Source organism: Rhodococcus baikonurensis (assembly GCF_040489275.1).
Classification (GTDB): Bacteria; Actinomycetota; Actinomycetes; order Mycobacteriales; family Mycobacteriaceae; genus Rhodococcus_F; species Rhodococcus_F baikonurensis.
On the sequence record NZ_JBEUOQ010000023.1, the window covers coordinates 16,750 to 43,166 of the forward strand.

Below are 26,417 nucleotides of genomic sequence, written 5' to 3' on the forward strand. Positions count from 1 at the left end.
AGTACTCGCTCCTGCCAGAGATGTAGCGCCATACGGCGCGACGGCCGCGGGGGCATCGAACTGCGAGAGCCAACCTCATCTTCGGCGACTCTCGGCAGTCCGCCTGTCACTCGTTGCTCTTCGGGCTGACTGCCGGTGCCGCGACCGCCGAATCGGCAGACTTCTTCGACGAAACCCTCTTCGTGCTCGACCGCCTTCCGGCAGTCTTACGGTCACCAGTGACACGCCACTGCTTAATCGAGGCTTCGGTGAATCCGACGCGCAGCGCTTCGGTCAAGGCCGCATCGAGTTTCCCGGTATTCGCGGCGTCCTTGCGGGCGAACTCCTCGCGCGTATCGAGCAGTTCCTTGTGTGCGGTCGCCACCACACGGATGATCTTCATCTTCTCTTCGGCTTCCGCCTTGATAGCTGCATCGAGTGCGTCGAAATCTGGTGTGTTCGGTGTCGTGTTCATGCGCTACATCGTAGGAGAAATCAGGCCCGCCCGTGCACCACTGAACGTGCGCTAAGCGCAACTCGCGGAGACTCGACCCGTTGTCCACGGGTGGGTGTCCGGGGCGGCGTTGTGTGCACACCAGACGCGGAGCGGAGGAATCTGGTGTGTGCCCAATGCCGAGAACGCCGGTGCCCGCCTGTGGGCAACATCAACCACCCGAAATGCGTATCGACGCGCTCCGCGCGGCGCATCTTCATTTTCTCCGAGATTCGACCACAGGTCGGGACTGCTCCGATCCTCATATGGATGCCCGAGATTTCCCTCTCCGCTCCGCTGCGTCTCAGGCACCCACAATCGGGACCAGCCCCCAAATGGGGACGAATTCGAGACCAGAGGAACTCGCAGGCTCGTCCTGGCGCTTTTGAGATTTCGGGGACGAGACTCAGAACGGAAGTGACCCCGAAATCTGAGCCCCGGCAGAGCAAGATAGTAACTTAGGTGCCCTAAGTTGGGTCAGGTCTTGCCGCTGCGCTCTGGACCTGAGACACTGGCGTGTAGCCCCACGTGGTGGGGGCGCTGCGCTGGGCCGAAGGGGGGCACGACGGACATGAGTGAAGACGAGGTCAGTCGACCCCGCCGGTTCCGTCGTGAACGCCGGGAGAATGTGCCGGGCGGTCGAGCTGCCCGGCACGTGGTGAAGGTGACTCCCGAGGAGGAGTCCGAGTTGCTGCGCCGTGCGCAGGAAGCGCGCATCACTGTGGCGCGGTTGATGGTCGAGTCCGCTCTTTCCGACTCCGGGGAAACTGCCACCGATCGGCGCGATCTTGCCGCGGAGTTGTTCTCCGCGTTTCGGTTGCTGTCGGCGATTTCGATCAACATCAACCAGATGGCGAAAGCTACCAATGCGACCGGTGAGGTCCCCGCCGAACTGAACGGCGCATTGGTCAGTGTGCGTCGGCTGGCGGACCGAATTCACGGCACGCTCGACGAGATGTCCGCGCCGTGATCGTCAAGATTTCCCGCGGCGCCAAAGTCACCGGCCTGATGTCGTACCTCGCCGGTCCGGGCAAGAGCAACGAGCACACTGACCCCCATCTTGTTGCCGGTGACTACGCGATCATGGCGTGGCACGACGACAACGAACTCAGCGGTGTCGACGCTCTCGCGATCGGCAAGCAGATCGACCAGCCCCGCAAAGTGTTCGGCACCGAAATCAAGATCCCGAACTACCTGCGCGACGATGCCGGCCAGGACGTCCGCGACAGTCACGGCAAGAAGGTCCGCGATCCGATCGACCCGTATCGCGACGGCAATGTCTGGCACTGCTCACTCTCGCTCAAGGCCGACGAAGGCGAGCTGACGGACCAGCAGTGGAACAAGATCGCCACCGAGTTCATGGACGAAATGGGTTTCACCGAAAACTCCGGCCGCAGCCCCTCCAGATGGGTCGCCGTCCGACACGGAGTGTCCGCGAAAGGCAACGACCACATCCACATCGCCGCATCCGCCGTGCGCGAAGACGGCACCAAGGTCAACCTCTACCGTGACTGGAAACGAGCAAGCGACGCGGCCGCACGCATCGAACGCGAACACGGCCTCGCTGTCATCGAATCCCGCCAGAGCAAGACCGGCGAACGCGGCTACCACCGAGCTGAAAATGCGCGCGCAGTACGCAACGGGCAGACCGAACTCGACCGCGATCTCCTCGCACGCCGCGTGCGCGCCTGCGCAACATCGTCGAAGTCCGAAGCGGAATTCGTACGTCGACTTCGCGGGCAAGGATTGATCGTCCGGCCTCGCTTCGCCTCCGGCCGAGATGACGTCGTAGTCGGCTACAAGGTCGCCGTCAGACCCGACCGCGATGCCACCGGAACCGATGCCAAGCCCATCTTCTACGGCGGCGGACACCTCGGTAAGGACCTCACACTCCCCCGCCTCCGAAAGGAATGGGAAGACACACCCACCAGCTCCGGTGAAGCCGTCGCAGAATGGCGCGCAGCACGGCGAGAGAAGCCCGCAGTGCGCAAGGGACGCGAGACCGTCGTCGCCGATCCCGAACTGTTGGCACGCGCCGCGCAAGACATCGAGCAGTGGAACAAATACCTCACCAGCCTTCCGGTCACCGACCGAGCACAATGGGCACGCGCCGCCGGCCGAACCGCAGGTGTCTTCGCCGCGTGGTCCTCCCAAGTCGAAGCCACACCAGGACCGCTCGCGAGAGCGTCCGTCCAACTCGCACGGTCCGCGCAAATCCCCGCACACCAACACGCCCCGAAGAAGGCCGGCATCGTCTCCGCGGGCGGCGCGGCGATGATCGTCATGCAGTGCAAGCCGGGACTCGACGCGGCCGCCGGCTACGCATTGCTGCTGCGGCAACTGATGAAGGCGACCGAAGCGATCGCTGCATCATCGCGCGCGGCCGGAGCCGCTGCCTATGCTGCCCAACTCGAGACCGTCAGCCGAGTGCAACTCGAATCGGTACACCGACGACTGAACGCCGCCGCACAACGATCTGCCGAGATTGGTTCCGTCGCGGTCATCGAACGCGACGAACCCGCCCACGAGGTCACCACCACGACACCGACGACGGCACCCGAGTCCGTCGAACGGACCTACACCGCCGAAGAGCAAGCCGAGATCGACGCCGCCCAGAAGTCCTTGCGCCTGTCGTACCCGAGCAGCCCGACCGAAGCAGTCCGCCCGTCACCGCTCCCCCCGAAGCTCGAACCCAAACCGCGCACCGCCGCACAACCCAACCAACGCCGGGACACCGGACGAGACGTGTAACCAGACATTGCCGCCGCCGCACAGAATGCGAACCGGTGTCGGGCTGTTGTGCTCAAATGTGCCGTGAAGAACTTCTGGTCGCAGATTTGGAACGCCGAGTGGATCGCGGACACCGGGCTTCCGTTGCTCCTTTCGCTCATCGCTTTGTACGTGGCGTACCGATTCCTCAAAGCGCAGTTCAAGCACGACCGGAACCTGATCGCCGAGCAGTTCGCACACGACCGCCTCCTGGTCGCAGAGGAACGCCGACGGGCATTCGCACGGAGATTTGTAGAGGACGCCCGCCAGGCGATGACAGAGCTTGTCGAGATCAATCGCTCGTACGGCCGAGATGGCACCGACGAAGCCAACTTCCGGGCGATCTTCACCCGATCCAAAGAAGTGTTCGAGAGGCTCTCACGGTCGGCCCGTGACCTCCAGATCGCACTCGGACAATCGCATCTGACTCTCGCCGCGAGGTCCGTTGCCACTTACCACCTACTTCGCATCTCCACCTACGCCGAAGCTCCCGAACTGCGGCGAGATTCCGTGCCGCTTTCTTTCGTAGGCCGCGAGGCGATTGCGCGGCAGACCCTGACCGAGCAGTGGACGTCGCACATACAAACTCTGGCAGCAATCCTTGATACCTGGGAAGGAACCGAGCCGTTGCCGCCGCTGGTCGGCACCCTCGCCGATGTGGAATTGCTTCCGCTGGGGCCGATTGACACCACTCCCGAAGCATTGGTCGGATATGTCGAAGCCGTTGCGCTTTGGAACGCCACATGTCGAGGCAAGTTCAACGACGAGATTGCAGGGCTCGTGCGGATGAGCCCATCCTGACGCTTGCCTCGACCAAAGGCGTAATTGAAAACCGGACGACCAGTAAGATCGTCGCGTGTCGACACCTTCACCCGCGAGCCCGGGCCACGTGTTCTTTTCCTACGTTCGTGAGGACTCTGCCGTCGCTGACGAGCTCATATCACTGTTGGAAGCGGAAGGGCTGACGGTGTGGCTGGATCGAACGTCCATATCTGTGGGTACACGGTGGAAAAGGACGATCGAGACAGCACTTCGAGATAGCGCCGTTGCCGTGATGTGTTTCTCCGAGAACGGCGAAAGCAAACGCTCCAATGGGCAAAATGAGGAGTTGAACCTCGCATCGATAGAACTGAGGAGACGCCGCCCGGAGGATCTGTGGCTGTTCAATGTTCGGTTCGACGAGTCGAAAATTCCGAGCTACGACATTGGAAGCGGCGACTATCTCGGTGCCATCCAGTTTGCAGACTTCTTTGGTGCAGACAAGATCAAAAACGGGCAGGAGCTTGCTAAAGCCATCGCGCGTCGAGTGGACGAACTGCACCAGCTAGACACTGCTCGGGCTGCTCGGCTCGCGGCCGCACCAGCAGGTATTGATTCGACTGCGACAGTCGGGGCGTTGTCAGTCCGTCCCGCTGAGTCGACGGCAACTGTCACTGCAACGCCGTCCGTTGAGTCTCGTATTCACGAGTTGGAGGACATGCTCAGTACAGGAGGCCCGCAACCGCGAGTCGATCGCGCCGTACGGGAAATCCTGCGACCGGTATTCGCCGGACTTCAGGACATCGACAAGTTCCCTCCCGCATTCGTTCCCGGAAGCGACTCCGCGAGTCGGGTAAGGCAGATGGTAGAGGGTGCCGAGACCTACCGCGACTTGGTCGATCCGGCAGTTGACCTCTTCATTCGAGGGGGCCTGTGGGGTGTGGACTATGTTCCGGTCTTCCGACGAGCGCTCGAGGACATCGCAGCGACTCGAGTCGACGCGTCGAAGCCTGGATCGATTATCCAGCCAATGCGCGCCGAATACTTGACGGGCTTGGCACTGTTTCCGACGACACTTTTGATGTACGCCGCCACGATCGCTGCCCTTCGCGAGGGAAACTATCGAATGATTCAGACCTTGAGCTGCGAGGCTCAGCTTGATGTGTCAGAGCAGTTCGGAGGAGTTACCTCCCATCGCCCCATGATCGTCGGTGCTTCTCCGTACTACTCTCTTCGCACCGCGGAGATCACTCAAACGCTGTTCGCGCATCAGCAAGGATTTCTGACGGATGAGATGCTCGGGGCGATTGTGTCAGGCCGGCTCCGCCAAGGAGTCCGGTTTCCCGCATCTCGGTACTTGCGAGAGACACTGCGGCGGAACTTCGACAGCGCTGGGGTTTCCTCGTCGGAGTACGAGAAGCTGTTCGATCAAGCAGAGGTGCTCTTCTCGATGATTACCGTCGACATCAAAGACAGCGGTCGTGTTCACGCCGATCCATGGCTGGGTACATTCGCGCAACGCACCGCCGCCTTCGATGAATCGAATTCCGTGTGGTCGAGATACCTCGATGAATGCGAGAGAGCCGGCGGCGACTGGTTGCCGTTGCACAGTGGGTTGTTCGGCGGTTCGCCAGACCGCGCAAAAGCCGCCTCGCAAGAGGTCAGACGATTGACCGAGGATCACCTGATGCGTAACCGCTAGCAGTCTCAGTACAGCCCGAGAAGCACGCCGACAACGCAGGGCCGAGGCAGCAAAGTCTACCTCGGCCCTGCGTCATCTCAGCTCTACAGCCAGTCAACGACCAGCATGTTGACGGTCGCGCCCCTGCGACTTGTTCGGCTTCCCCTTCCACGCGACCAGAGTCTTACCCGGCCCGGCCCCGGTTCGGACCGCATCGCAAGCGGGACGGCCTCGCGCCCGGGGCTGATGCCAAGCCGATCTTCTACGGCGGACGCCTCGGTAAGGACCTCACACTCCCCCGCCTGCGCAAGGAAAACGGGAAAACACCCCCACCAGTTCGGGAGAAGCCGTTGCGGAATGGCGCGCATCACGACCGTGAGATTGAACGCGATTTCTGACGCCGACCAGGTGTCAATGAAATGGGTTTCACCGTAGGAGCGTCGCTTAGTCTTTGTGCCATGGCGAACAGAGTTTGTTGGCATTGTGAAAAGTCCTCACACATGACGCTCGTTTACACGCAAGTGTTGAATCCCAACGGTGAGCGGGAGGGTGACCCCATTGCGGGTTTGTATACGTGCGATAACTGCAAATGGCCCAGTGCGGGTGTAGGCGGGACCGCAACGCGGGGTGTGTCCGCCTCTTCGGTCCACTCCACTGCGGACATATCGGTCTGGTACCCGGAACGTGCAAGTGGTCGAGACTTCCCTGATGTACCGACGCATATCGCCTCCGCGGCAGACGAGGCCTACCGGTGTCGAAGTTTCAATGCCCTCCGTGCCGCCGTACTGATGTCTCGATCAGTAATCGAAGCCACTTGCAAGGAGAAGGAAATCGTCAAGGGAAATCTGGCGACCAAGATCGACACCCTTGCTGAACATGGCCACATCCGGGCGAGCATTCAGGAAGCCGCACATGAGATTCGATTTCTGGGCAATGACATGGCCCACGGTGATTTCATCGACGATGTGATCGCGGAAGAGGCCGACGAGATCCTCAACATGATGTCCATCTTTCTCGACGAAGTGTTTCAGACGCCGAAACGCATCGAACGAGCCAAAAGTGCACGCGAGGCCAAGAAGGCTGCTTCGACATAAAATCCGGCCGACGGCCAGTGCCTGATCGGCAAGACGATAAGCGCCACCGCTAACGGACTACGCGGAGAGCAGGTCTCGTATCCGTTTCACCGAGGATGTTTGCTAGGTGGCGCTGAGTCCAGCACAGCTCTTCCGCGAGATCGGCACGTGAGAAACCCATCTGCCCCGTCAATTCCAGCGCTTCGTGTAGAAGGCTGGGCATCTCACCAGGATATGAGGTCAGCGGTTCTTCTCGCCGAAGGCCAGCCATCTCAGCGAGACGCTGATGGGCTCGGCGGATTGACGCGTCCCCTACTAGCTGAAGTTCCCCCATCCTGTAGATCAACGACTCAACGGATACGCCCCATGTTCCGCTTAGCTGTTCTAAGGACGCGATACGAGCAGTCCTAGGCAGCAGCGGCTCTATCTCCGTCCGTGGGGTGAGAAATTCGGCAGCGAATTGATCCGCTTCACGCTCCTGCTGACGATCCCCAGGAAGCGGGCTGGGGTGCATGAGTAGATGGCCGATCTCATGAGCGCATGTGAATCGGTATTCGTATACGGATTTGAAGCGCTCAGGAGTAACAATCACCAATGGGCGGCCCAGTGTTCTGGTGGAATATGCTTTGACGCGGCTGACTGATTCGTTGGTCAATGGGATGAGACATATTACGAGACCGCGTGATTCCATCGTGGCGGCGAGGTGGGGCACGGGGCCTCGCTGGACCCTCCAATGCTGACGTAAGAGTTGAGCGGCGTAGACCGGCGAAGTCCCTTCCTCGATTTCAGGAAGATCTAGATCGGGGAACTTCACACGCTTTTCGAGCGCATGTGTGAGCTCCCAGAGTTGTTCTGCGTGTGCGGCAGCTTTGGCTCGATCCTTCGCGCGGGTAGACCGTAGGCTCCGAAAATGCGCATCGGTTGTATCGAGATGCCCAAACGGGCGCCCTGTGGCGAAGAACTGCACCGGCACTGATAGGGATTTGGATAGGCCGGGTAACAGTTCCTGTCGCGGTTTGTTGATACCGGACTCGTACTGCCCAATCGCTGCCGCCGAAACGCCCACCGCATCTGCGAGCTCTGACTTGGTTAGTTCAGCCAATACCCGGGCTTGGGTGAGTCGCGCTGGCTCAAATGCGTCCGCTATGACAGCAAGCTCGGATTGGACATCCCGGCTAAAGAGTGAGAGTTCCGGTTCACGGTTGCCGGTGTCAGCCATCGTGTGATTCGCCTGACCTCTCTACTGGATTCCGAGGGAACTTTGGGGGCAATGCTCCTGACGTGAAAGTCCGTGTTGGTGTGATCGAGACTGGTTTCGTCTGCTGAACCGGTAGCAGACTTTCCGTGAAATCCATCCACTCAACGCAACGATTCGCGCGGAGCTGGACTTCCCCCCACTCAACTGAGAACAAGCCGCGGCTAGAACTGGATACTGCGACGACCACGAGGCGTCCCGAAGGTACGGAGCTGTCATCTGCGATTAGCTGGAACTCTTCGAGCATTGCCCTGTCTGATCCCGAAAGTCCGGCATCAGGCAGGTTCAAATCCAGCGCCCCTTGCGTTGCAGGAGTAGGCAATTCAGTCATTGCAATTCGAGCTTCAGAAGTGCCGAACGGAATCTCGCCGAGACCAGTGTCCTTGTTGTTGGAGAACCGCCATGGGAACAGTGCGACACCCTTGATCACTGGAATTTTGTATGGGGCCCGACCTGGTCGAACGAGTGCCGCGTCGGGCAACTTGCCGAAGGTCTCGAAACGCTCGAGAACGCCACTCCAGAACTCGCCGTAAACCCTCTTTGATCGGTGTCCGGATGCTTCCTGCGCATCCAATGAAGCCTCGTGTTCACTGCGAATGTGTTGGGCAACTTGCTCCCTAATATGGGGGCCGTACTCACCGAAAGTCTCCAGCGCCCACCTACGGCCAGCATCCACAGCTCCTCCTAAGTCTTAGTCCAGAAACCTATCATATGACTTTAGTTTTGAACCACATATGGCTACTTGACTTCAGGTTTGGGTAGTTGATTCCGAGTTGGTCCGCAGCCGGGATTACTCGAGAAGGTCTGCCAGGTGTCGCCCGTCATCGCCGCCGACCAACCGAAGGTTGAGTAGGGCGCGTGATGCTAAAGACAGTGGATCAACCCCATCGTTCAGTGAGGCGTGGATGATTCGGTCAAGTCCAGCGCCGACTAAAGGTGCAGCTGTTCGTAGGGTGGCTTGCAGGGCAACAGAGTTGGTGGAACCCCCGTGCATCAAGAGGTTGCGTTGTCTGTACAGCCGCCGAAGTGCTGTCGTGACATGTTTCGTTACGTCGCCAAGCGTGCTGCGCGGATTGTTTACCAGGCTCTGCATCCGTTGGGCTGCTGCGATGTCAGAGGGTCGTGTTAGCTCGAGTGAACGACCTGATTTAAGTGCATCAGCGACCAGTACGGCCCGCTCGCGATTGGTCGAAACATTCCCCAGTTCTAGCGCTAGGCGATCTGGCGTGTTGGGGGCATGTTTGTGAGAGAGCGATGTCAGTTCACCTCTTGGCCAGGAGCAGGACACCAAGGCGGCCATACGATCAGCCGCGACGGCTCCACGCCCTTCTTTGGTGTCCTCGTTATCCCCGGGCGCGATGAGGAGTGCCTCAATGGCGGCCCACCCTCCTGAGATCGCTGGCCCAGGGGATCCGTAGTTCAGTGGAGCGGCGAGTTCGAGTGCGTCATCCAGTGCGGTAGGACGAGAGACGTTGTAAACCTGTTTCTCGGTCTGTAGAGAGAGGACGAATGCGCCGCGCCCGGGCGGCTGCAATGCGACCTCATGGCATTCGCTGCCGTCCCAGACCCACACGTTCCCAAAAGGTTCGGGGATCTTGGCGCCGCGACCAGTCTTTCGGGTGTAGCTGCTGCGAGCGATGATCCTGTCGATAGTTTCGTTGGTGGCGTCACCGGCCCCAAAATGATCCCTGGCCTCGATCTTGTACAAAAATCCCCCGCACATAGGAGTGTTGGTCAGCTTGGCCGCTCTCTTATGGGCCCATTCATTCAATGCGCCTGCGTTGCGCCACTCGGGTAGGGCTTCGGCAAGTTGCATTCCCGGTAGGGAGATGAAAGGAACCATCACCTCGAATTCCCGAACTTCGTGTTCGGAAAGTGACCCAGCGGAGTCGAGCAGTTCGCCGAGGGAGTTGTTGGCGTACACATTGCCTGTGACCCATCGGTGTAGGAAACGCATGCTGTAGCCACAATCTAGGAGGTGGGATGCGAGAGCTCGGGAGAGTCGTTCCGGCGACGGTCGAGATGGGCCGCCCACGGCAGCGCCCCATCGGCCCACATAGCCCACCCGCACCATGTCAGTTATTTGCCTGAGAGTTCTATGGTTCCGGCTCCCATGGGGAACGCCAGATTTGAGGGTGCTGGTCAATTGTGACCGCAGCTCGCGATTGCCTACTCCAATGTCTTTGCCGGCTAGGCGAATGATGTCGGACGCCAGCCAATTCACTGCACCTGATGACAGCACGCTTTTGGCCCGCCAGCTCGATGCCTCGTCCAGCTCGCACAGTGCGGTGACGGTCCCGGTATCCCAGAGTCTCCGCTGCCATGGAGAGGTATCGCCAAAGAAGTCCAGGAGTCGAGTGGTGATGTGCTGGGCGTATGGATCGGTTGTGAGATCCAGCGTTGCGGGATCGATTTCAGGTTTGCTCACTTCTGCATCATCGCGTAGTGTCATACACAAGCGGAAACGCTGACATCTTGAGCTGGGGAATGACTTTCGAGTTATTCCCCGCTTTTTTATCGATTGAATCGAACATACGTTCGATAAAAGCTTCTCCTCTAGAGGTCCAGAATCTGTTGGGTGCAGGTGGGGTGAAGCCTCCAGGGGCGGATTTCAGGGGCGGGATTGGCGCCCGACGACTTACCTGGTCCGTTGCCGTACTGCATCACGCGCGGGGCGGCTCCTGCGTAGAAAGCTCGCAGAAGTTCTTGCGGGCCGTTGTGCTCGTTACGGTGCTCGCGCAACACCGGTTTGGGGCACGTCTCAGGTTGCCCGGATTTTCCGTGCCCGACTCCGTGAAGCGATCTTCGCGCCACCGGAGATACGCATGCGCCACTGCGCCATCTCCAGGCTGACGCCGTATTGCCTCGCCACTGCGTCCGGGTTGGCGCCGCGTATCGCGTGTTGCAACGCTTGGTCAGCGGGAATGAGAAGCGCTCCGGCGAGTTCATTTGCCTCTCCCTCCTGCTCTTTGCTGGTGCCAGCGCACCTGCTCTGATCGACCCACGCTGCGGAGATGGTGTGTTCGGCAACGAAATGTGCGACCTCGTGCGCCAGGTTGGATCGGATTCGGGCCGGCGTGTGCGCGGGGTTGTAAATCACGACATGACCCGTTCCGTTCTGAACGAGCGCGGCGGACCAAAGTTCCGGCGCATCGACGATGAATCTGCGTCTCGCTTCCGCGGGCAACGGTACGTCGTGCAGGGAAATGAACGGGACCCCGTACTCCTGTGCCCAAATGTGCGGGTCGAACGGATCGTGCCGACTCAATCCGAGTTCTGCTCTGACTTCGTCGGCGAGTTGTCGAAGAGCCTTCTTTGTCGTTGCCATTCGTCGCTCAAGATCCAGCTTTGCCCGCACGTACGTGCGCCAACGTCAAGCGGAAAATGTCCTCCAAATGCTTCTTGTCCTGTTCGTTCAAATCTGCACGTGCTCGGAGAAGTGCACTTACTTCTGTCTCGAGTTCCCGTTGGTCGCTGTCGTCTCCACGAACTGAATGTGCGGGTTCGGCGAGGAAGTCATCGGCGGACATATCCAGCCACCGCACAATCTTGGCGTAGGACTGCAGATCGGGTTGAAGACCGTTTCGGAGCCGAGACAGGAGGGCCGGGCTCACGCCAATCTGGCTTGCGGCCGTTCTCCATGAAATGTGTTCCGCCGTGATTCGCGAATCCAGAACACCTACGAGTTTCTCCAGTTCTACAGCCTGTGTCATTGCTTTTTTCCTCTCACTCGGCAATCCTAACGCCTCAGGAGACTGTTTCAGTACCGAAACGTAATGTGGTACGATATCGATACAGTGTTGTAATACTGCAACACTGTAGATCGTGAACAGGAGTTGAGATGGCGAAGAACACGGGGCGCGGACATCGCGTCGGCGCAGTCAAAAGCCGCAGCGAATTCAAGGTCGGGAAGACCTGGTTCAAACGCGACACATCCACCGGAAAGATTCTCAACGGAAGCTCGCAGCAGCACAAGGGCGTCCGGAACGAAAAATGAGTGGTCGGCCGATGCTTGCAGGCGTCTGCCGACCACCCGCATCTAACTGTCTCGATCCTGAAACGTCAGGTCGAGGCAGGACCGGCCCGAGGGCGCGGCGATGACTTTGGAGAGTCGGCGTGAGCGTACAGGAGTTTCCTGGGACAGGTAGTCCCTCCTCCTCTTTGGGCCACAACCTAAGAAGGGGGAGCCGTGGCTCTCATTACCGATTACTACGGGATCTCGGATCCCGTGCCTTTCCTTGACGTTGACATCTCGGTCGACAACAGGATGTTCGTCGACCCGTATGCAATTCGGCTTGCCGGCGGCACGGATCCAATTGCTGCACAGGCAAATCAATGTACTGAGAGTTTCTTTGCTGAAGTTACTCGATGCGTGCTCACTCCTGGCGGGGTCGCACGTCGACAAGGCCTCGAACTGTTGCAGCGGTTCGTTGAGCCATGGGAGACACGACTTGGATTGGCCGCCAATAGTTTCAGTGGCCACGGTGGGGCCGGAGAAGTCGGGTCCTGGATCTGGACGAGCCTTAACACTGAACTTGAGGCGCTGATCAGGGTGAGTGTGCTCCGTCAGATCGAGGATCTTCCACTGTTTGTCGAGGGTATCGATCGCGACATCACATCAGACATCACCACGAGAATTGTATTTGAACCGCTGGCCAATTTCACTGCCGAGATGGTCGAGCAATTTCCGCAGTTCCGATCTGGCCGACATCGTGTCGAGAGATTCACCAGGCAGGTGTGGGATCCCCATGCGAGAGGGTGGACGGACAAGGTGCTGATGCTGCCGGTTGCGGACGGAAAGCCGCTTGTCTTGGTTCCGCGAGCGTGGGCCCGCTCTACGCTGTTGATGTCTGCGCGTCGTTATTACGAAACGAGCGTGCTCAGCTACGCACAAATGGAGCGTGCGGTGGTAGCCAGCGACGGTAAGGTCCTGACGTCCCCGAAGGATGTTCTCAAAATTCAGCCCGGGCTGGAACGTGGTCGCGCCACGAATATCAGTATGACCCACCGAGCGCATGCCAAGGACGACGACCTGCTTGATCTCTTCCGGCGCTTCGTCCGGGCACGGAGAGCGTCGACCGAAAGTCACCAGCGCGTAGCCTGACTTCCTTGGTCGAGAGCACGGAAGGCCCCGCATAGATTGTGTGCGGGGCCTTCGTGCTTCTTTGGATTACCTGCCTATCGGCCGGCATGTTGGCGGTCGCGCCCCTGTGACTTGTTCGTCTTCCCCTTCCGTGCGACTGGCGGCTTGACCGGTCCGGTTCGGACCGCATCGCGGGCGGGGCGTCCCTGCGCAGTGTCGGCGGACATTCGAGCTGCGATCGCTTCGGAGTCGACGCCGGCCGCGTGCATGCTGTTCGCGAACGTGGTCCGCCGGTCCGCGGAGTCGTACTTCTCGACAGCTTCGCCACGTTCATCGTCACCTTGAGCGCGGTTGCCTTCCTCGACTGCCGTCGACGTTTCGGGCTGTGACCGCTGCCAGTCCCCGACAAGCTCTTTCTCTGCGTCGCTCCGTTCGTCCTTCCCCGCCTCCGGGCCGTACGTCTGCTCCCAGACGGCGAACCACTCTGGAGTGTTCTCCCGCGCCCACGTCTTCGCTTCTTCGAGCTCGACCGCCGCGCGTTCTGCTTTATGGTCGGCGCTCTCGGCCGCGGTCATCGCAGCACCAGCTTCGACGCGATCCTGAGCGGCCTGCTTCTGCTCCGTACCTGCGACGTCCTTGTACGCGCGGCCGTACGCGAGGAACTCCCGTGCCGCCTGATCGTTGTCGACGTCGAAGCCGTATCGCTGGTGGACTTCGGAACGGATCTTGTGCGCAGCCTGGGCTGCGATCTCCGATTCAGGGCTCCACGCCTTTGCCTGCAAGTAGGCGTCGGTGATCGCCTCCGGCTTCGCCTGATCCCACCACTGCTTCTCCGAGACTCCTCGCAGCTGCGTCTCGGCGGCCGTCCGTTCGACCTTGAGACGTTCGGCGTACTCACGGGTTGCCTGTTCGCTGCGATGCTGTGCATCGCGCATCCGCTGTTCGCGGGAGCGTGCCATCTGCTCGGCGAGTCGGCTCATCACCTGCATCGCCACGCGCATCGCCATGCCCACTTCGCGGCTGATCGTGCCTACTTCGTCATCGGACATCTGCTCTCACCTTTCGTCGAACCGGTCCGCCGGGTGCGGGCCGAAAGAGCGGTTTCGCGGAGGTCACGCCTCGCGCTGATCAGGGAACAGTGCGTCCGGAGCCTTGTCGGTAGGCAGCGGCTTCACGGAACCTTTGTGGCCCCGCTCGGCCGAGCACGCCTTGAAGGGGCCATCGCCCGCGAACAGCTTTTCCATGTGGTGATCGGCGTGATCGCGCCACCACACACTCATGCCGGTCTTCGCATCCAGGCGCAGGTACTCCCACGCCCGCCAGAGAGCTTCAACGCGGTTGACCGCTTCCTCGTGCTTCCACCACTGCGGGCACCACACACGCGAAGGGGTGTCCATCACCTGACGGCGGTACGTCGGAGCGAGCCAGTCCCGCAGGAACTCCTCCGCCGAGCCGAACACCATCTGCGGTTCCGGCTCAGGTTCGACTTCCTCCGGGACCTTGAGCGCCGCCGCGAGCTGCGCGACGAGGCGCGCTTGTGCAGCTTCTTGGAGTTGGGTGTGCAGTTCGGGAGTGAGCATCTCCTCGAACTTCGCCGCCGCGATCGCATCCGCTTCCTGGCTGATCCGTTTGTCCATCGCCCGCGCCACGAACGCTTCCATCTGCGCACTGAGCGCACTGGCAGGTTCGGCCGGCGCAGCGATGCCAGGATCAACAGCCGGCGCGGGGTCGTCGATCGGTACCTCGTCGATCGGTACCTCGTCGTAGGCGCCTTCCGGTGGCGGCTCGAAGTCGTCGGCGAATCCGGGGAAGTCGAAATCGGTGCTCATGCGACCAGCTCCACTGCGTCGACGGCGCCGACCTTGGTGACGGCCTTCGCCAGGGTCTTCTCCGGTTCGGGATCGTGAACCTTGATCGAGGCCACGACAGCGTCCTTGTTCGGTCCCTCCCACCAGGGCACCGTCTTCACCAGCGTCGGCGAGTTACCCGAGGAACGTACGACCGCGCGGCCGCGGGGTAGCGCTTCGAGTTCGGCTTCGGTGAGGGTGCGTTCCTTGCTGCGATGCTTGGACACGCTGCGACCGTTGCCGCTGTTGGAGACGGAGCCGGTGATTTCCCAGTGCTCACCGATCGCGGTGGACATGTCCTTGAGGAAGTTGCCGTCGTCGACTGCGACGCCGCCGCCGTAGACGCGCACGTTCGAGGCGGACCACAGTTTGCTCATGCCCTTCGCGCCCCACACGTCCTCGCCCTGTGACCAGGACTGCAAGATCGCCATGATCAGGATGCCGCGTGAGCCGTAGTGGCTGTAGAGGCCGGGGAGCTTCGTCCAGCGAACCACGTTGGCGACCTCGTCGAGAGCTGCAATCAGCGGCTTGGGAAGACGGCCCTTCGGTGAGCTGGTGGCCAGCTGCTCAGCGGCGTCGATGATCGCGACCGTCAGAGCTGTGACCAGCGGACCGGCCGAACCGTTGCCTTCTCGCGAGAGGCTGTACATCGTCTCGTCGTTCGCGACGAACGCCCGAGGATCGAAATGCGGGCGGTTGTCGCCCGGACCCATCGGTCGCACCCATGGATGGACCGCGGAGAGCTTGAGCGAGCGAATCATCTTCTTCGCCGTGGTGAAAACACCGGATCGCTGTTTTTCGGTCTGGTTGTACTGCGCCGCCAGGCCGCTCGCCTGCATCGCGTACTTCCCGCCGGCCGCCTCCTTCAAGATTGCGACAGGTTCGTCGTTGGTCTCCTGTGTCGCCCAGAGGTACACGTCGGTGATCGGACGGTTGTCGACGGCGGCCGCGAGGAGCAGCCCGGCGACCAGGTCTTGCCCTTCCGGGTCGAAGAACGGGTCCTTTTTCGCCTCGACTCCGTCGTCACCGGCAGCGAAGTGTTCTGCCAGGTCAGCGGCCTTGACCTCGTCGGTGACCCAGGACAACGGATTCCACCACCACGTCGGTTCCTCACCGGCGACGCCCTGCGGATCGAACACCCACACTTTCCGCGGAACGAGGGTGTTCACATGCACTTTGCCCTTTGCGACGGGCTTGGCCGGGTCGCTGTAGGTTCCCCAGTCCACCGACCGGGCCTTGACCGTGTTTCCCTTCTCCTGGTCGATCAGTCGCACCGACCGCCATGCCCGAGTCGCGTCGACGACGTCACGTTTGTTGGACGTGGTCAGCACCGCTCCCAGCGCCGACAGGATCGCCGGAATGACCCGGGAGGAGGACTTACCGGTACGTGGTCCCCAGATGTCGCAGTGAAGATCCTGGTAGCTGCCGCGCAGCATCCGACCGGTGAGCAGGTGCTTTCCGATCTGCACCCCGACCGCTTTTGTTCGGTCCTTGAGCTCTTCTTTCATGCCCAAGCTCTTGTACGCGATCGAGCGGCATTCCTTTTCGGTGATGCCCTTGATGTCGCGGCCGGTGCCCATGACCTTCGCTTTCGCGTCGATGCGGGTCTTCTCCCCCTGCACCCGCCGCACCAGCACGGCCGTGGCAACCACGAGAGCGATCACTGCTGCCAGGACCAGAGCAACCACCAGGGTCGACCCGGTCTCCCACACGAGTTCACCTCGAATCAAGCCCTTGACGATCGCGATCGGGTTTCCCGGCGCGGTCTGGTCGGTCCCGAGGTGGATACCTGCCCACACGCTGCCGCCGACCACTGCCACCAAACCGGCGATGAGAACGGCCGGCAACAGCCCGTCCGAGGCTGATGGATCTTTCACTGTCCTGGTACTCATCAGTTTGCCTCTCCGTTGCACGGCGGACCCCAGAGTCCGATTCCTGCCGACCGCGCATCCTCTTGCGCCTCAGCTATTTCCGCGGTCTTCTCGATAGGTGTGTTGCCGTAGACGTACGCCCGCGCCATGCCCGACCGAGCTGCAAGTACGCCGTAATCGGTGCCGTCCGGCAAGGTCAGGTAACGCAGTGATCGGCCGTATCGGTCGACGTCGTCGGAGCGAGGATCGCCCGTCAACGTCACCGCTGCATCGTCGAGCGTCGTGTGCGCCCAGGCGCTTGCTTCCGGTCCCCAGCACTGCACCGCCGCATCGGGTTTGACAGTCTCCGGAGTGTCGATCCCCAAGATCCGGACCCGCAGATCCTCGCCGGAATCCAAACGGACATCGGCAGTGTCGCCGTCGACGACCCGGACCACCTGACCCGACGTCGACGCCGCGGAATCGGTGACCGGTGCGATCAACTCGCGAACAGTGACCGTTCCCCAGATGCCGGCCCCGACGACCGCGAGCGCAACAGCGCAGTTCAGCAGCCGGTGCGCTCCCCCGCTCATGAGATCTCCACGACGGTGGTGACTGTGGCGATGTAGCCGGGGCGTTCGCTGCGCATCATCCCTGGCTGCTGTACTGATGTGGGCGTGATGGTGTGCGAATGTCCCTGCACGACAACGAAAGTGTTGTTCGACTCCAATTCGCCGAGAAGCTCCTGCAAGGTTTCGAGGGCGATGCCCAGTGCCGCCGCCGGCTCACCGGCAGCGGTTCCGGTCGCGTAGAGAAGTTCGTGGCTCATCGCACGGCCACCGCACTCACGCGCCAGACGCCGAGTTTGGTCGCGCTCATGTATGCCGCGAAGGTGGTGCTGCTCAATGGTTTTCCCTCCGGTGTGGTTGCTGTTTGTGTCACGGCGAGAACGCGGGAAACTTTCGCCGGCTGATCGGCCGGGTGTTCGTCGCTGGTCACACTCGCCGATGCTGTGACGATCGCGCCCTCGTTCGCCCAGCTCTGCCACTGTTTGCCGGTGATCGGGGCGAGGGCGATGAAGGAACCGGAGTTCTCCGAGTAGTACCGCTCGTCGAAGAGCGGCGCGGCCCGCTGCGCTGCGGCCAGCTGGTTCGCATCCTCGGCGGGGGCGTAGGAGAACAGGGCTTGCGCTGCGCCGACCATGACCGATTCCGGATCGTTCTGGTCGACTCCGGCGAACGCACCCGGCAGTGGCGGCGGGGGCGGGGTCGTCAGTGAGCTGTCGGCGGGGCCTCCCTCGTCGAGGGGATGATTGTCGTGCCCGTCACCTCCGGAACCACATCCGGCGAGCAGAAGCGCCCCGGCCAGCAGGGCAGCGGCCGCAGTGTTGCGTGTGCGAGTCATGATCGTGTTCTCCCTTTATCCGAAACGCTTGACGTACATGTCTTCGCCGGCCCAACCCGAGAGCGGCATGATGGAGACGGTTTGCCCGGACTGCGGGGCGTTGAGCAGCATGTCCTGGCCGTTTTCGTTGCCGTAGTAGATGCCCACGTGGTGGGTGTCCCCGCCGGCGCCGAAGTAGATCAGGTCGCCGGGTTGCTTCTGATCGAACGGAATGTCCTGTCCCCGAGCGTCGTACAGCTGCCCGGGGTTGCCGTGGCTTCCGGTGAAGTGTGGAAGCAGGATTTGTCCGCCGGAGGCTTGGAACACCGCGTACAGCGTCAGGCCGGAGCAGTCGAAGCCGACTTTGTTCGGATCGCCGTTCGCATCTCCGGCGCCGCCGCCGTCGCTGATGCCCTTGGTCGGTCCGTTCTGATCGCCGCCGCCCCACGCGTACGTCGTACCGATCCACCGGGACGCGGCCGCGATGACATTCGCACCGAACGGTCCACCCGGCTTGAACTGCGGGCCGCCGGAGTTCGAGGCTCCTGGAGTGCAGACACCGACACCGCCGTCGATGACCGCGGTCGCAACACCGACCTTGGCGATGTCGGCCAACTCTTGCGGCGTGAGGTCCTTGCCGGCGCCCTTGAACTGGGCGGCGAGCTGACGGGCGAGCGGCTCGTCGTCGGCATACGCCTCCGGGTGCGCCGAGCCTTGCACCGTCTGAGCAGCCACGGTGACCGGCATGGACTGCCACCCCGACACTTTGAGCAGGGCGTCGTAGAACTTCACGTTCGCGGTCACCGGGTTCATCAGCTCTTCCGCGGTCCCCCAGATGGTGACCTGCTGCTGGTACTGGTTGACCGAGAGGTGATCCGAGCCCACACCGTCGTGCGGGTATTGCAGCGATTCCGGGACGTTGGAGCTGGCAAGCATCCGGTACGTGCTCTCCTGGCTCATCGTGGCCAGGGCGACGACGATTCCCTGATCCGGAACTCCGATCGACTCCCCGACGGCCACCGCTTGCTTCGCGAGAGCGAGCTGACTGGAATTGAGGCCTCCGGTGCCCGGCTCAGCCGGGTTGCTCGGTGCAGGTTCCTGTCCTGGTGCGGGAGCCGGGGCGGCGGCACCGGGTTCGGCGGCCTTGTCGACCCAGGGCGCCGGATCGACTGCGGTTCCGGCACCGTCGGGCAAACGGCCACCGTCCCACACCTCGAAATGCAGATGCGCGCCGGTGGACTCGCCGGCGTTGCCGATCATGCCGATTTCCTGACCAGCGGAAACCTGGTCACCGACCTTGACCAGAACGCCGTCGTCGAACATGTGCCCGTAGACGGTCGAGTAGACCTTCCCGTCGATCTGGTGATCGAGAATGATCCAGTTGCCGAATCCGGCGGCGGGGCCGGCAGCGACAACGCGGCCGTCGGTGAAAGCGTAGATCGGTGTTCCGACGGGACCGGCGCGGTCGATGCCCTGGTGTTGGGTTCCCCAGCGCGCACCGAATCCCGACGTGTCGGTGGTCTCGCTGCTCTTGGTCGGCTTGACCAGTGAGCCGGCGGGAGCCACCGATCCGACCCGGCCCCCGCCGGGTACGCAATCGGGATTCTCCGTGGCCGGGCCGATGATGACCACGACGATCATCACCAAACCCAGCAGCGCGGCGCCGCAGAATGCGCCGATCTTTTTCACGTCCATGACCGAAGTGACCTGCCCCTACTGCCTGCGGCCGTGGAGGTGATCGGAGAGTTCGTTGATCAGTTCCGTGGCGGCCGCGAGCTGGACCCGGTGCTCTTGTTCGAGACGAGCGGTGTCGACGCGCCGGGTCGCGGCCATCTCCGGATCTGCGTTGACCCAGTTCCGGAGCGTGTTCGGATGTACTTCCAACGCTTCGGCGACCAGCACGATCGCCTTCCACCGCGAGGACACCTTCGTGGTCAGCTCGGCGACCTTCTTGACCGCCGCTGCCCGCAATTGCGGGGTGAGCGACTTGTACTTGCGTTCGGCGATCATGCCGCGCCCTCTCCTTCAAAACCGTCGTCGTCGCTCATGCCGTCCGAGGTGAGGTCGCCGTACCGGGAATTAGTGTCGTGAATTCCGGACGCGATTTCCGACGGGGTGAAGATCAGCTGCACAGGGATGCCGGGAGTGCGGGTCTCACCGACCTTGATCAGGAACTTGCCCTGACCGGGCGGCGGCTCTTTCGGCTCACCTTCTTTACGCCGCTCACCGGTGCGAGCAGGCGGTGAAGACCAACCGGTGACCATGTCGGCTTCGGTGCCGGTGAACTTCACGATCCGCTCGAGGCGGTCGATTTCCGCTTCCGGAACAGCGCCGATGACCTTCACGCGGGCACGTTCGATGAACGTCTTCGCTTTGTTCGCCGCCGACACTGAGCCCATGGCTTCGAGGTCGGTGATCGTGTGCGTGATCATCCACAACGCGGTCGCAATCGTGCGGTTCAATCGGGTCAGCGAGTTGACGCGATCGACCATGAACTCACCCAGCCCGAGCACCTGCCAGAGCTCGTCCATGACAGCTTGAAAGCGGCGCTGCGGTCCGAGGCCGGCATCGGCGAGGGCGTGGGCGGCATCGATGGCGGCGAAGCCGTCGGACCAGCACACCAACATGACCGCGGCCTTGAGGCGGGTGTGGCCTTCGGGGATGTGCGAGACGTCGATGCAGATCGCCGGGGCGTCGAGGTCGATTTCGGTGGTGGTGTGGCCGTTGAAGATTTCACCGAACGAGCCCTTGACCAGGCCGCGCAGAGAACGTTGCAGATCGCGGGTCGCTTCGCGGTACTCGTGCTCGCCGACGGCGGCCGCGTTCTCCATCAACTCCGGATGGCCTTCTTTGACGAGCTTGTACATGTCCTCGATCAACGGCGGGTTCTCCGCGGTGAAGCCCTTTTCGTTGTAGAGGATCTCGATGCAGGACGAGATGATCGTTTCCTCGTAGTCGCGCACCGCACTGCCACGGGAAAGTTCGATCAGTCCGGACATGGTCTGCAACTGGCGTGCCCGAAGCTCAGTGAGCATCTTGCGGGCCAGCTCCGGGAACACCGCCAGCCGAGGCAGGATCGAGCCGAGGACACCACCGGCAAGAGGGTTGACCCGGCCGTACCCGTATCCGAGGTCGATGACCTGACCGTCGACGGCCTCGATCAGATTGCGGTAGTCCGGCTTCACGTCGGCGAGAACGAGGGTGGTCACCTTCTGCGCGACGCCGCCGAGCACCATCCGGCGCACGAACGAGGACTTGCCGTATCCGTTGAGTCCGAGAACGAACCCGACCGGGGCGGTGATCAGGCCTTCGACGAACCAGGACAACAGGTCGAACAGGACCGGGGCGCCGGTGAGCAGATGACGCCCGACCGGTGTCCCGATCAGCGGAGCACCGGCGCCGACGGCCCACGGCCACATGCCGGCCGCCTGCGCCGAGGATGCGCGGTATTCGACCTGCCGGCCGACCGAGGCCATCCGGCCACCGCCCGCACCGCGATAGCCGCGGTCGGAGAGCTTGAGGGCAGGCAGGAGGAACCCTTCTTGTTCTTCGCTTGCCTTCTGTGCCTCCAGGTTCCGGCGGCGTTTGTCGTCCATCTTGAGGTGATGACGAGCCAGGACACCGGCCAGGGTGGGGCCGTGGGAGCGCGCCAGCATTTGCCGGCGCTGTTCTTCGGTGAGGAGTTTGACCATGATCGTGCCCCCTATCCGGCCATCGCCGACGGCATGGAGGCGTGCTCGGGCAAGATGACGCCGATGCCGAGGGAGCCGTAGAACCCGGCAGCTTGGTAGCGGTACGCGCGGCGCACCTTCAACCGCGCCTGCACGGACAGGTCCTTGATGATCGCGTCGATCGCCGGAATGTCCCCGTCGAGAGGTTCGGTGATGGTGATCAAGATGCCGAACCGCACCAGGCCGTGACCACGCGCCTGTTCCTCACGGGCACGGGCGGTCGCTTCCACCTTCAACGTCGCGGTGACCGAGCCGATGCCTTTGCCGCCCTGTTCGGCGATCAGCGCGTTCTTGTAGTCGTTGTCGACGATCTTGACTGCATCCGCGGCCGTGTGCGGGCGGTAGACGATCGCGACCCGCTTACGTGGGATGTCGGGGTTCGGCGCGAGGATGCGGCGCAACACGCCTTCGTCGACCGCGCCGGTCGGCGCCATCTCCATTTCCCAGGTCACCGAGCGGGCACCGTCGTGGATGTACTGGTCGAAGCGTTCTTCATGCGAGATCGGGCCGGCATCGGACCAGTCCAAACCGTGTCCTTCCACCGTCGCGTCGGCGCGTTCGATGTCTTCCTGCGAGGCCGGATCGGTGGAGCGGCGAACGAAGGAAATGACGTCCGAGGCTGCCATCGGGCGGACGCCGACTCCGGCGGAGCGCATCGCGGCGCACAGACCGGGAAGCCTGCGACCGATTTCGACGGCCTGCTCCGAAGGGTCCTTCTTACGAGCATCGGTGGTCGCACGGAACGTGACCGCCAAACGGGGAAGAAGTTGAGCCTGCTCGGTGGCGAACAGTTCAGCCGCCTCGTAGTTCGAGTCCTGCGCCAACTGCGGTGCATCCGGTTCGGTCTGACGAATGACCTCCGCCAGCAACCGGTTTCCGGTCTCGGGAACGCAGTCGATCACCGGGACGACCGAGACCACGTCCGAGGTCTGACCCATCGAGGCGAGGACGACACCCCACTCCCCCACCCATTCGTTGATCATCGACTGATCGACCGCTTCATCGCCCTGCGGCCACGCCTTGAGGACCACCGTGTACAGGTGAAGTTTGGGCATGTGGATCATCCCGAACCGGTACCCGGCGGCGTCCTCACCCTCGTAGAGTTTCGTGTCCGCGGCCACGCCGGGCAGAAGTGCCTTCCCGCCGGGGATTTCAGAGAAAAGTCCACCGCGGTAAATGTTTTCGCGCCGACGGCGCGTCCGGAGCCATTGCATTCTCAATACCGTCATTTCGTATCCACTCCGTCCGTCCCTGCCCCACACCAGCGGGGCAGCAACGACGACGGAAACCGCCAACACCGTCAGGCCGACCTTGAAACCACCGACCAACATCGATCCCATAACCGCGATCACCAGCACGAAGCAGACGATCGTCGTGCCCCACGTCAGACCGAACAACCCGGAATTACGTGGCTTGGTCCAGCCCGTGTAGAGCAAACCGTTCTCGTTTGTGGTGCTCATCGCCGTATCGTGTTCCTTCCCAGATCGGTCTGACTACTCGAATACCGGTCCCCGGCAAGGTCTCCCGCGCCGCGATCGGAGGACTTCGCACCCGAGCCGACTGCGCCGATCGCCTTACTCGCCTTCGATCCGCCGCCGGATCCCTTGCCGCCACTGCTCGCGCTGCGCGATCCGCTGGCACCTTGAGAAGTGCGGCCAGATGCCGGAGAGGTCCGCGTGTTCGGCGGCTGACCGAACGCTCCTCCGCGGCCGCCGCCGCGTGAACCACCGCCGCCACCGCCGCCGCCTCCGCCGCCCGGACGACCGCCACCTGCGAAGGACCCGCCACTGTTTCCGCCGCCGGGTCCGCCGCTGAACGCGCCCGCAGACTTGCTGCCTGCGCCGGCCGACTTACCGGCCGCCATCGACTTGCCACCGGTAAATGCCGCAGCACCAGCCATCAACGCCATGCCCGTCGCCGCCGCGCCCGAGCCGCCGGACCCCACGGCCGCGACCGCCGGAGCGATCAACCGCTGCAACGCCGGCAGAACCGCAGCCGCGAGCGCGAGCAAGATGATGCCGATCAAGGACTGCTGGAACTGATCCGCCGTCGGCGTCTGCCCTTCGGTGATTCGCGCCGAGTCCTGAGCGGAAAGGAATGCCATCGCATACACCAGCGCGCCGATGGGCTTGAACAGCAGAAACGCCAGAATCCAGGACACCAACTTCTGGTACGACTGCGATCCCGTACTCGTTCCGGACGCAGCGGCCGCAACCGGCACAGCCGCGACAGCGACGATCAACAAGCCCTGACGGACCACGAGCAACGCAGCTTGCGCCAGCGCGCCCAAGATCCCCACCAGGCCGATCACGAACAGCAGCCCCGGAGAAGCACCGGTGAAGGCGCTGACCGCGAGCATCGAGTTCACCATCCCGATCGGGTCCTTGTTCGAGGTGTCGTCGACAATCCACTCGGCGAACCGGTCACCGGCAAGAGTGGCCAACGCGATGATCGAGGCGAACATCGTCGTCGCGAACACCGTGCGCGCCAACGCCTTGTACGTCTCCTCCGCTTCGTTGAGCAGTGCGTGACGTTTCGCGGCCGCCAGTTTGATGGCCATGAAAATCACCGACGCGGTCAGCAACGCCAACTGAATCCAGCCGGTGTACTCCGTGATCGCCTGGAGCGGCGTCGAATTCGCCAGATCCGGATTCGGCAGCTTGATCCACCACGTCATCGCCATCGTCAACACCTGAGCCATAGCCTCGAGGAACGACTTGACGATGTCGCCGAACTGCGAATCCCACATCTCGTTGACTTTGTCGCCCGCGAAGTTCGTCACCGCCGTGACCGGATTGCCGCCGGCCTCGCACAGCCCACCCGCCGCGTCACCCAAGAAGCCGCCGAGGACGGGGATCGCAGCTGTAGCTACCCCGGCCGCGATACCGCCGACTACATCGCACGTTCCGTTCGACTCCTCCTCCGCCTGTGAATCGCCGGGAGGTTGCGGTGCGTCCTGCGCCGAGGCGACAGAGGCCCCACCGAACATCACCAGCAGTGCGAGGACGAGTGCGAGAACTACTTTCCTGGCCATCGCGTCCACCCCGCTAACGTCGGAGTCGACCCCAGATCGCCCGCCGTGCGCGGAGCGATCTTGACGAACCAATCACCGTCGCGCCACACGAGCTCAAGAGACGCGGTGGTCCATCCGTTTCCGGCGACGTTGTTAGCCGCGTACTCCACTACCGCGTAATCCGGCGACCAGTACTTGAGTCGGTACGCTTCCTGCCGAATCAGCGGCGCACCCAGAGCGCCGGTTCGACCATCGGCAACTGCTTGGCGAGCATCGACCAGGCTTGAGTTCCGCTCCGCTTCCAATTCGGGAGTGGTAGCCACTGCCCGGCGTTCCAAGAATGCGACGGCGCCATGATAGCTCGACTGGGCGCGGTTGACGGTCTGGAACCCGGCCAACGCCGCTCCTTGCGGTGTCTGCGCGAAACCGGTGGCCAGAGCCCCGTCAACCTTCGACGGGCCATCCGAAGTGGAGAACGGCATCGGGAAGTTCTGCACCTTCTGCCACATCACCCCAGCGGGCGGAAGTGCTGCGTAATCAGCCGCGCCCCGGTCCGGTTGGCCGGAACGATCCTGATCGAGAGCGACACCGTTCGGGTTCGGGGGTACTTCGACCCGGAATCCGAGTTCGTCGATGTACGGCAATCCCCAGTCCGAGCGGTCTTGCTGAGGAGAGATCGTCGCTCCCGGCTGAGGCTGCGCGGTCGGTTCGTCGGTCTGACTGCGATTGATCACCACGGCGATCACACCGCCCACTACAACGACGACCACGATGATCAGCGCAAGGTAGAACGTCCATTTGCGACCGATGAAGGACTCGTCCTCGCTGCTCTGCGGCTGCTGCTTCGTGGCCCTCATCGGTTGGCCGCCAATGCAATCGCCGACGACGGAAGCCCGTCGACCGAACTCACCCGGCCGCTGGTCTCGTCGTCGCCTGGGAGCAGTAGCTTCCAGTCCTCGCCCGACCACACCACCGTTACCTGCGATGCGGCGAACGACTGATCGGGGAACGAGGAATACACCGTCACCGCAGCGTTGTCGGCGTTGTAGTCGGTGACCTCGTAGCCCACGATCTTCGGTGCCTCCGCCGGAGCAGGCGGGGCAGTGAACGAGAGCAACTGTCGGCTGATCGCGAAATCGTCACGAGCAGGACCAGGCGCAACACCTGCGGCCACGACACCGGGCCACTGGTGATCCGGAGCGACCGAAAGCCGCACCGTCTGCTGAATCGCAGCGAGCGCCGCGCCCTGCGGATCGTGGGTGAAGCCGCTGACCGGGCCGGAACCGGAGTTGGTTTTCGGTCCCTGATCGGCGACAGGCAACGCGATCGTTTGGTAGTCCTGCCACCGGACGTTGCTCGGCGGTGCCGACACGTCCGGAGCGGCGGTCGTCGCCACGTCAGCGGGAGTATCGGAGTCGTCGGACCCGCATCCTGCCCCGACCGCCACGACAGCGGCAGCCATGACGGCGAACCCTATGCGTTGGGTGAGTTTCATTGGAAG

General features: G+C 62.4%; 26 protein-coding genes and 1 pseudogene. 8 read left to right on the plus strand and 19 right to left on the minus strand.

What is annotated here, in order from left to right; translation table 11 throughout:
* Positions 1-106: 106 nt before the first annotated feature.
* Positions 107-454: a hypothetical protein gene (locus ABWI03_RS30750; protein ID WP_219468657.1), complete on the minus strand. Its 348-nt coding sequence runs from the start codon at positions 452-454 to the stop codon at positions 107-109.
* Positions 455-1,043: 589 nt separating this feature from the next.
* Between ABWI03_RS30750 and ABWI03_RS30755 the strand changes: the two genes are divergently transcribed.
* From ABWI03_RS30755 to ABWI03_RS30780, 6 genes and pseudogenes are all read left to right on the plus strand, one after another.
* Positions 1,044-1,442, plus strand: coding sequence for a plasmid mobilization protein (locus tag ABWI03_RS30755; protein WP_311052714.1), 399 nt, complete (start codon positions 1,044-1,046; stop codon positions 1,440-1,442).
* A complete protein-coding gene (locus ABWI03_RS30760) occupies positions 1,439-3,223 on the plus strand; it encodes a relaxase/mobilization nuclease domain-containing protein (protein ID WP_311052715.1) in 1,785 nt (594 codons plus the stop codon). The genes ABWI03_RS30755 and ABWI03_RS30760 overlap by 4 nt, the downstream gene beginning before the upstream one ends.
* A 63-nt stretch (positions 3,224-3,286) precedes the next feature.
* Positions 3,287-4,042, plus strand: a complete 756-nt coding sequence (locus ABWI03_RS30765) for a hypothetical protein (RefSeq protein WP_311052716.1) — start codon at positions 3,287-3,289, stop codon at positions 4,040-4,042.
* 88 nt (positions 4,043-4,130) lie between these two features.
* Positions 4,131-4,490: pseudogene (locus ABWI03_RS30770) on the plus strand (toll/interleukin-1 receptor domain-containing protein); the annotation flags it as partial.
* A gap of 228 nt (positions 4,491-4,718) precedes the next feature.
* The gene (locus tag ABWI03_RS30775; RefSeq protein ID WP_353799031.1) at positions 4,719-5,702 is read left to right on the plus strand and encodes a hypothetical protein; all 984 of its coding nucleotides are present in this window, start codon (positions 4,719-4,721) and stop codon (positions 5,700-5,702) included.
* A 398-nt stretch (positions 5,703-6,100) separates the two neighbouring features.
* Positions 6,101-6,775, plus strand: a complete 675-nt coding sequence (locus ABWI03_RS30780; protein ID WP_311052718.1) for a DUF4145 domain-containing protein — start codon at positions 6,101-6,103, stop codon at positions 6,773-6,775.
* Between the two features lie 49 nt (positions 6,776-6,824).
* Here the strand turns inward: ABWI03_RS30780 and ABWI03_RS30785 are convergent, their stop codons facing one another.
* From ABWI03_RS30785 to ABWI03_RS30805, 5 genes are all read right to left on the minus strand, one after another.
* Complete coding sequence (locus ABWI03_RS30785) at positions 6,825-7,973, minus strand: helix-turn-helix domain-containing protein (RefSeq protein WP_138874145.1); 1,149 nt, start codon at positions 7,971-7,973, stop codon at positions 6,825-6,827.
* An 826-nt stretch (positions 7,974-8,799) separates the two neighbouring features.
* Positions 8,800-10,437, minus strand: a complete 1,638-nt coding sequence (locus ABWI03_RS30790) for an integrase (RefSeq protein WP_311052720.1) — start codon at positions 10,435-10,437, stop codon at positions 8,800-8,802.
* A 128-nt stretch (positions 10,438-10,565) separates the two neighbouring features.
* Positions 10,566-10,754, minus strand: coding sequence for a hypothetical protein (locus tag ABWI03_RS30795; RefSeq protein WP_353799027.1), 189 nt, complete (start codon positions 10,752-10,754; stop codon positions 10,566-10,568).
* 16 nt (positions 10,755-10,770) lie between these two features.
* Complete coding sequence (locus ABWI03_RS30800; protein ID WP_311052721.1) at positions 10,771-11,337, minus strand: ImmA/IrrE family metallo-endopeptidase; 567 nt, start codon at positions 11,335-11,337, stop codon at positions 10,771-10,773.
* A 7-nt stretch (positions 11,338-11,344) separates the two neighbouring features.
* Positions 11,345-11,722 carry a transcriptional regulator gene (locus ABWI03_RS30805; protein WP_138874149.1) on the minus strand — a complete coding sequence of 126 codons (378 nt, stop codon included), beginning with the start codon at positions 11,720-11,722 and terminating at the stop codon, positions 11,345-11,347.
* 128 nt (positions 11,723-11,850) lie between these two features.
* Here ABWI03_RS30805 and ABWI03_RS30810 point away from each other — a divergent pair, with 128 nt between their 5' ends.
* The gene (locus ABWI03_RS30810; RefSeq protein ID WP_185993519.1) at positions 11,851-12,006 is read left to right on the plus strand and encodes a hypothetical protein; all 156 of its coding nucleotides are present in this window, start codon (positions 11,851-11,853) and stop codon (positions 12,004-12,006) included.
* 192 nt (positions 12,007-12,198) lie between these two features.
* On the plus strand, positions 12,199-13,113 hold the full coding sequence (locus ABWI03_RS30815) for a DUF8370 family protein (RefSeq protein ID WP_311052723.1): 915 nt from the start codon (positions 12,199-12,201) through the stop codon (positions 13,111-13,113).
* A 74-nt stretch (positions 13,114-13,187) separates the two neighbouring features.
* Here ABWI03_RS30815 and ABWI03_RS30820 read toward each other — a convergent pair whose 3' ends face one another.
* The 13 genes from ABWI03_RS30820 to ABWI03_RS30880 all read right to left on the minus strand — a co-directional run bounded on the left by ABWI03_RS30820 (position 13,188) and on the right by ABWI03_RS30880 (position 26,411).
* The gene (locus ABWI03_RS30820) at positions 13,188-14,141 is read right to left on the minus strand and encodes a hypothetical protein (RefSeq protein ID WP_311052724.1); all 954 of its coding nucleotides are present in this window, start codon (positions 14,139-14,141) and stop codon (positions 13,188-13,190) included.
* Between the two features lie 63 nt (positions 14,142-14,204).
* A complete protein-coding gene (locus ABWI03_RS30825; RefSeq protein WP_311052725.1) occupies positions 14,205-14,921 on the minus strand; it encodes a DUF4913 domain-containing protein in 717 nt (238 codons plus the stop codon).
* Entirely contained in the window at positions 14,918-16,831 is a 1,914-nt protein-coding gene (locus ABWI03_RS30830) for a type IV secretory system conjugative DNA transfer family protein (RefSeq protein WP_311052726.1), read from the minus strand. Before ABWI03_RS30830 ends, ABWI03_RS30825 begins: the two co-directional genes overlap by 4 nt.
* Positions 16,831-17,382 (minus strand): thermonuclease family protein, encoded by a 552-nt coding sequence (locus ABWI03_RS30835; protein WP_311052728.1) that lies wholly within the window; start codon positions 17,380-17,382, stop codon positions 16,831-16,833. Before ABWI03_RS30835 ends, ABWI03_RS30830 begins: the two co-directional genes overlap by 1 nt.
* Positions 17,379-17,618 carry a hypothetical protein gene (locus ABWI03_RS30840; RefSeq protein WP_019749775.1) on the minus strand — a complete coding sequence of 80 codons (240 nt, stop codon included), beginning with the start codon at positions 17,616-17,618 and terminating at the stop codon, positions 17,379-17,381. The genes ABWI03_RS30835 and ABWI03_RS30840 overlap by 4 nt, the downstream gene beginning before the upstream one ends.
* Positions 17,615-18,193 (minus strand): hypothetical protein, encoded by a 579-nt coding sequence (locus tag ABWI03_RS30845; RefSeq protein WP_311052729.1) that lies wholly within the window; start codon positions 18,191-18,193, stop codon positions 17,615-17,617. The genes ABWI03_RS30840 and ABWI03_RS30845 overlap by 4 nt, the downstream gene beginning before the upstream one ends.
* A 15-nt stretch (positions 18,194-18,208) precedes the next feature.
* Entirely contained in the window at positions 18,209-19,867 is a 1,659-nt protein-coding gene (locus ABWI03_RS30850; protein ID WP_311052731.1) for a peptidoglycan DD-metalloendopeptidase family protein, read from the minus strand.
* An 18-nt stretch (positions 19,868-19,885) separates the two neighbouring features.
* A complete protein-coding gene (locus ABWI03_RS30855) occupies positions 19,886-20,182 on the minus strand; it encodes a transposase (protein WP_138874158.1) in 297 nt (98 codons plus the stop codon).
* Positions 20,179-21,864, minus strand: coding sequence for a putative type IV secretion/conjugal transfer ATPase (locus tag ABWI03_RS30860; protein WP_311052733.1), 1,686 nt, complete (start codon positions 21,862-21,864; stop codon positions 20,179-20,181). The genes ABWI03_RS30855 and ABWI03_RS30860 overlap by 4 nt, the downstream gene beginning before the upstream one ends.
* Before the next feature lie 11 nt (positions 21,865-21,875).
* Entirely contained in the window at positions 21,876-23,363 is a 1,488-nt protein-coding gene (locus ABWI03_RS30865) for an SCO6880 family protein (RefSeq protein WP_030537673.1), read from the minus strand.
* Positions 23,360-24,937 (minus strand): TrbL/VirB6 family protein, encoded by a 1,578-nt coding sequence (locus ABWI03_RS30870; protein WP_231783616.1) that lies wholly within the window; start codon positions 24,935-24,937, stop codon positions 23,360-23,362. Before ABWI03_RS30870 ends, ABWI03_RS30865 begins: the two co-directional genes overlap by 4 nt.
* Entirely contained in the window at positions 24,922-25,773 is an 852-nt protein-coding gene (locus tag ABWI03_RS30875) for a DUF8175 domain-containg protein (RefSeq protein ID WP_311052734.1), read from the minus strand. Before ABWI03_RS30875 ends, ABWI03_RS30870 begins: the two co-directional genes overlap by 16 nt.
* Complete coding sequence (locus ABWI03_RS30880) at positions 25,770-26,411, minus strand: DUF8175 domain-containg protein (protein ID WP_197940400.1); 642 nt, start codon at positions 26,409-26,411, stop codon at positions 25,770-25,772. The genes ABWI03_RS30875 and ABWI03_RS30880 overlap by 4 nt, the downstream gene beginning before the upstream one ends.
* Positions 26,412-26,417: the final 6 nt, after the last annotated feature.

Excerpts from the sequence above, each read along its gene's own strand:
- ABWI03_RS30750 (WP_219468657.1), bottom strand. The coding sequence starts at position 454 with ATGAACACGACACCGAACACACCAGATTTCGACGCACTCGATGCAGCT.
- ABWI03_RS30755 (WP_311052714.1), top strand. The coding sequence starts at position 1,044 with ATGAGTGAAGACGAGGTCAGTCGACCCCGCCGGTTCCGTCGTGAACGC.
- ABWI03_RS30775 (WP_353799031.1), top strand. The coding sequence starts at position 4,719 with ATGCTCAGTACAGGAGGCCCGCAACCGCGAGTCGATCGCGCCGTACGG.
- ABWI03_RS30780 (WP_311052718.1), top strand. The coding sequence starts at position 6,101 with ATGGGTTTCACCGTAGGAGCGTCGCTTAGTCTTTGTGCCATGGCGAAC.
- ABWI03_RS30785 (WP_138874145.1), bottom strand. The coding sequence starts at position 7,973 with ATGGCTGACACCGGCAACCGTGAACCGGAACTCTCACTCTTTAGCCGG.
- ABWI03_RS30800 (WP_311052721.1), bottom strand. The coding sequence starts at position 11,337 with ATGGCAACGACAAAGAAGGCTCTTCGACAACTCGCCGACGAAGTCAGA.
- ABWI03_RS30805 (WP_138874149.1), bottom strand. The coding sequence starts at position 11,722 with ATGACACAGGCTGTAGAACTGGAGAAACTCGTAGGTGTTCTGGATTCG.
- ABWI03_RS30810 (WP_185993519.1), top strand. The coding sequence starts at position 11,851 with ATGGCGAAGAACACGGGGCGCGGACATCGCGTCGGCGCAGTCAAAAGC.
- ABWI03_RS30820 (WP_311052724.1), bottom strand. The coding sequence starts at position 14,141 with ATGTCCGATGACGAAGTAGGCACGATCAGCCGCGAAGTGGGCATGGCG.
- ABWI03_RS30825 (WP_311052725.1), bottom strand. The coding sequence starts at position 14,921 with ATGAGCACCGATTTCGACTTCCCCGGATTCGCCGACGACTTCGAGCCG.
- ABWI03_RS30830 (WP_311052726.1), bottom strand. The coding sequence starts at position 16,831 with ATGAGTACCAGGACAGTGAAAGATCCATCAGCCTCGGACGGGCTGTTG.
- ABWI03_RS30835 (WP_311052728.1), bottom strand. The coding sequence starts at position 17,382 with ATGAGCGGGGGAGCGCACCGGCTGCTGAACTGCGCTGTTGCGCTCGCG.
- ABWI03_RS30840 (WP_019749775.1), bottom strand. The coding sequence starts at position 17,618 with ATGAGCCACGAACTTCTCTACGCGACCGGAACCGCTGCCGGTGAGCCG.
- ABWI03_RS30845 (WP_311052729.1), bottom strand. The coding sequence starts at position 18,193 with ATGACTCGCACACGCAACACTGCGGCCGCTGCCCTGCTGGCCGGGGCG.
- ABWI03_RS30850 (WP_311052731.1), bottom strand. The coding sequence starts at position 19,867 with ATGGACGTGAAAAAGATCGGCGCATTCTGCGGCGCCGCGCTGCTGGGT.
- ABWI03_RS30855 (WP_138874158.1), bottom strand. The coding sequence starts at position 20,182 with ATGATCGCCGAACGCAAGTACAAGTCGCTCACCCCGCAATTGCGGGCA.
- ABWI03_RS30860 (WP_311052733.1), bottom strand. The coding sequence starts at position 21,864 with ATGGTCAAACTCCTCACCGAAGAACAGCGCCGGCAAATGCTGGCGCGC.
- ABWI03_RS30865 (WP_030537673.1), bottom strand. The coding sequence starts at position 23,363 with ATGAGCACCACAAACGAGAACGGTTTGCTCTACACGGGCTGGACCAAG.
- ABWI03_RS30870 (WP_231783616.1), bottom strand. The coding sequence starts at position 24,937 with ATGGCCAGGAAAGTAGTTCTCGCACTCGTCCTCGCACTGCTGGTGATG.
- ABWI03_RS30875 (WP_311052734.1), bottom strand. The coding sequence starts at position 25,773 with ATGAGGGCCACGAAGCAGCAGCCGCAGAGCAGCGAGGACGAGTCCTTC.
- ABWI03_RS30880 (WP_197940400.1), bottom strand. The coding sequence starts at position 26,411 with ATGAAACTCACCCAACGCATAGGGTTCGCCGTCATGGCTGCCGCTGTC.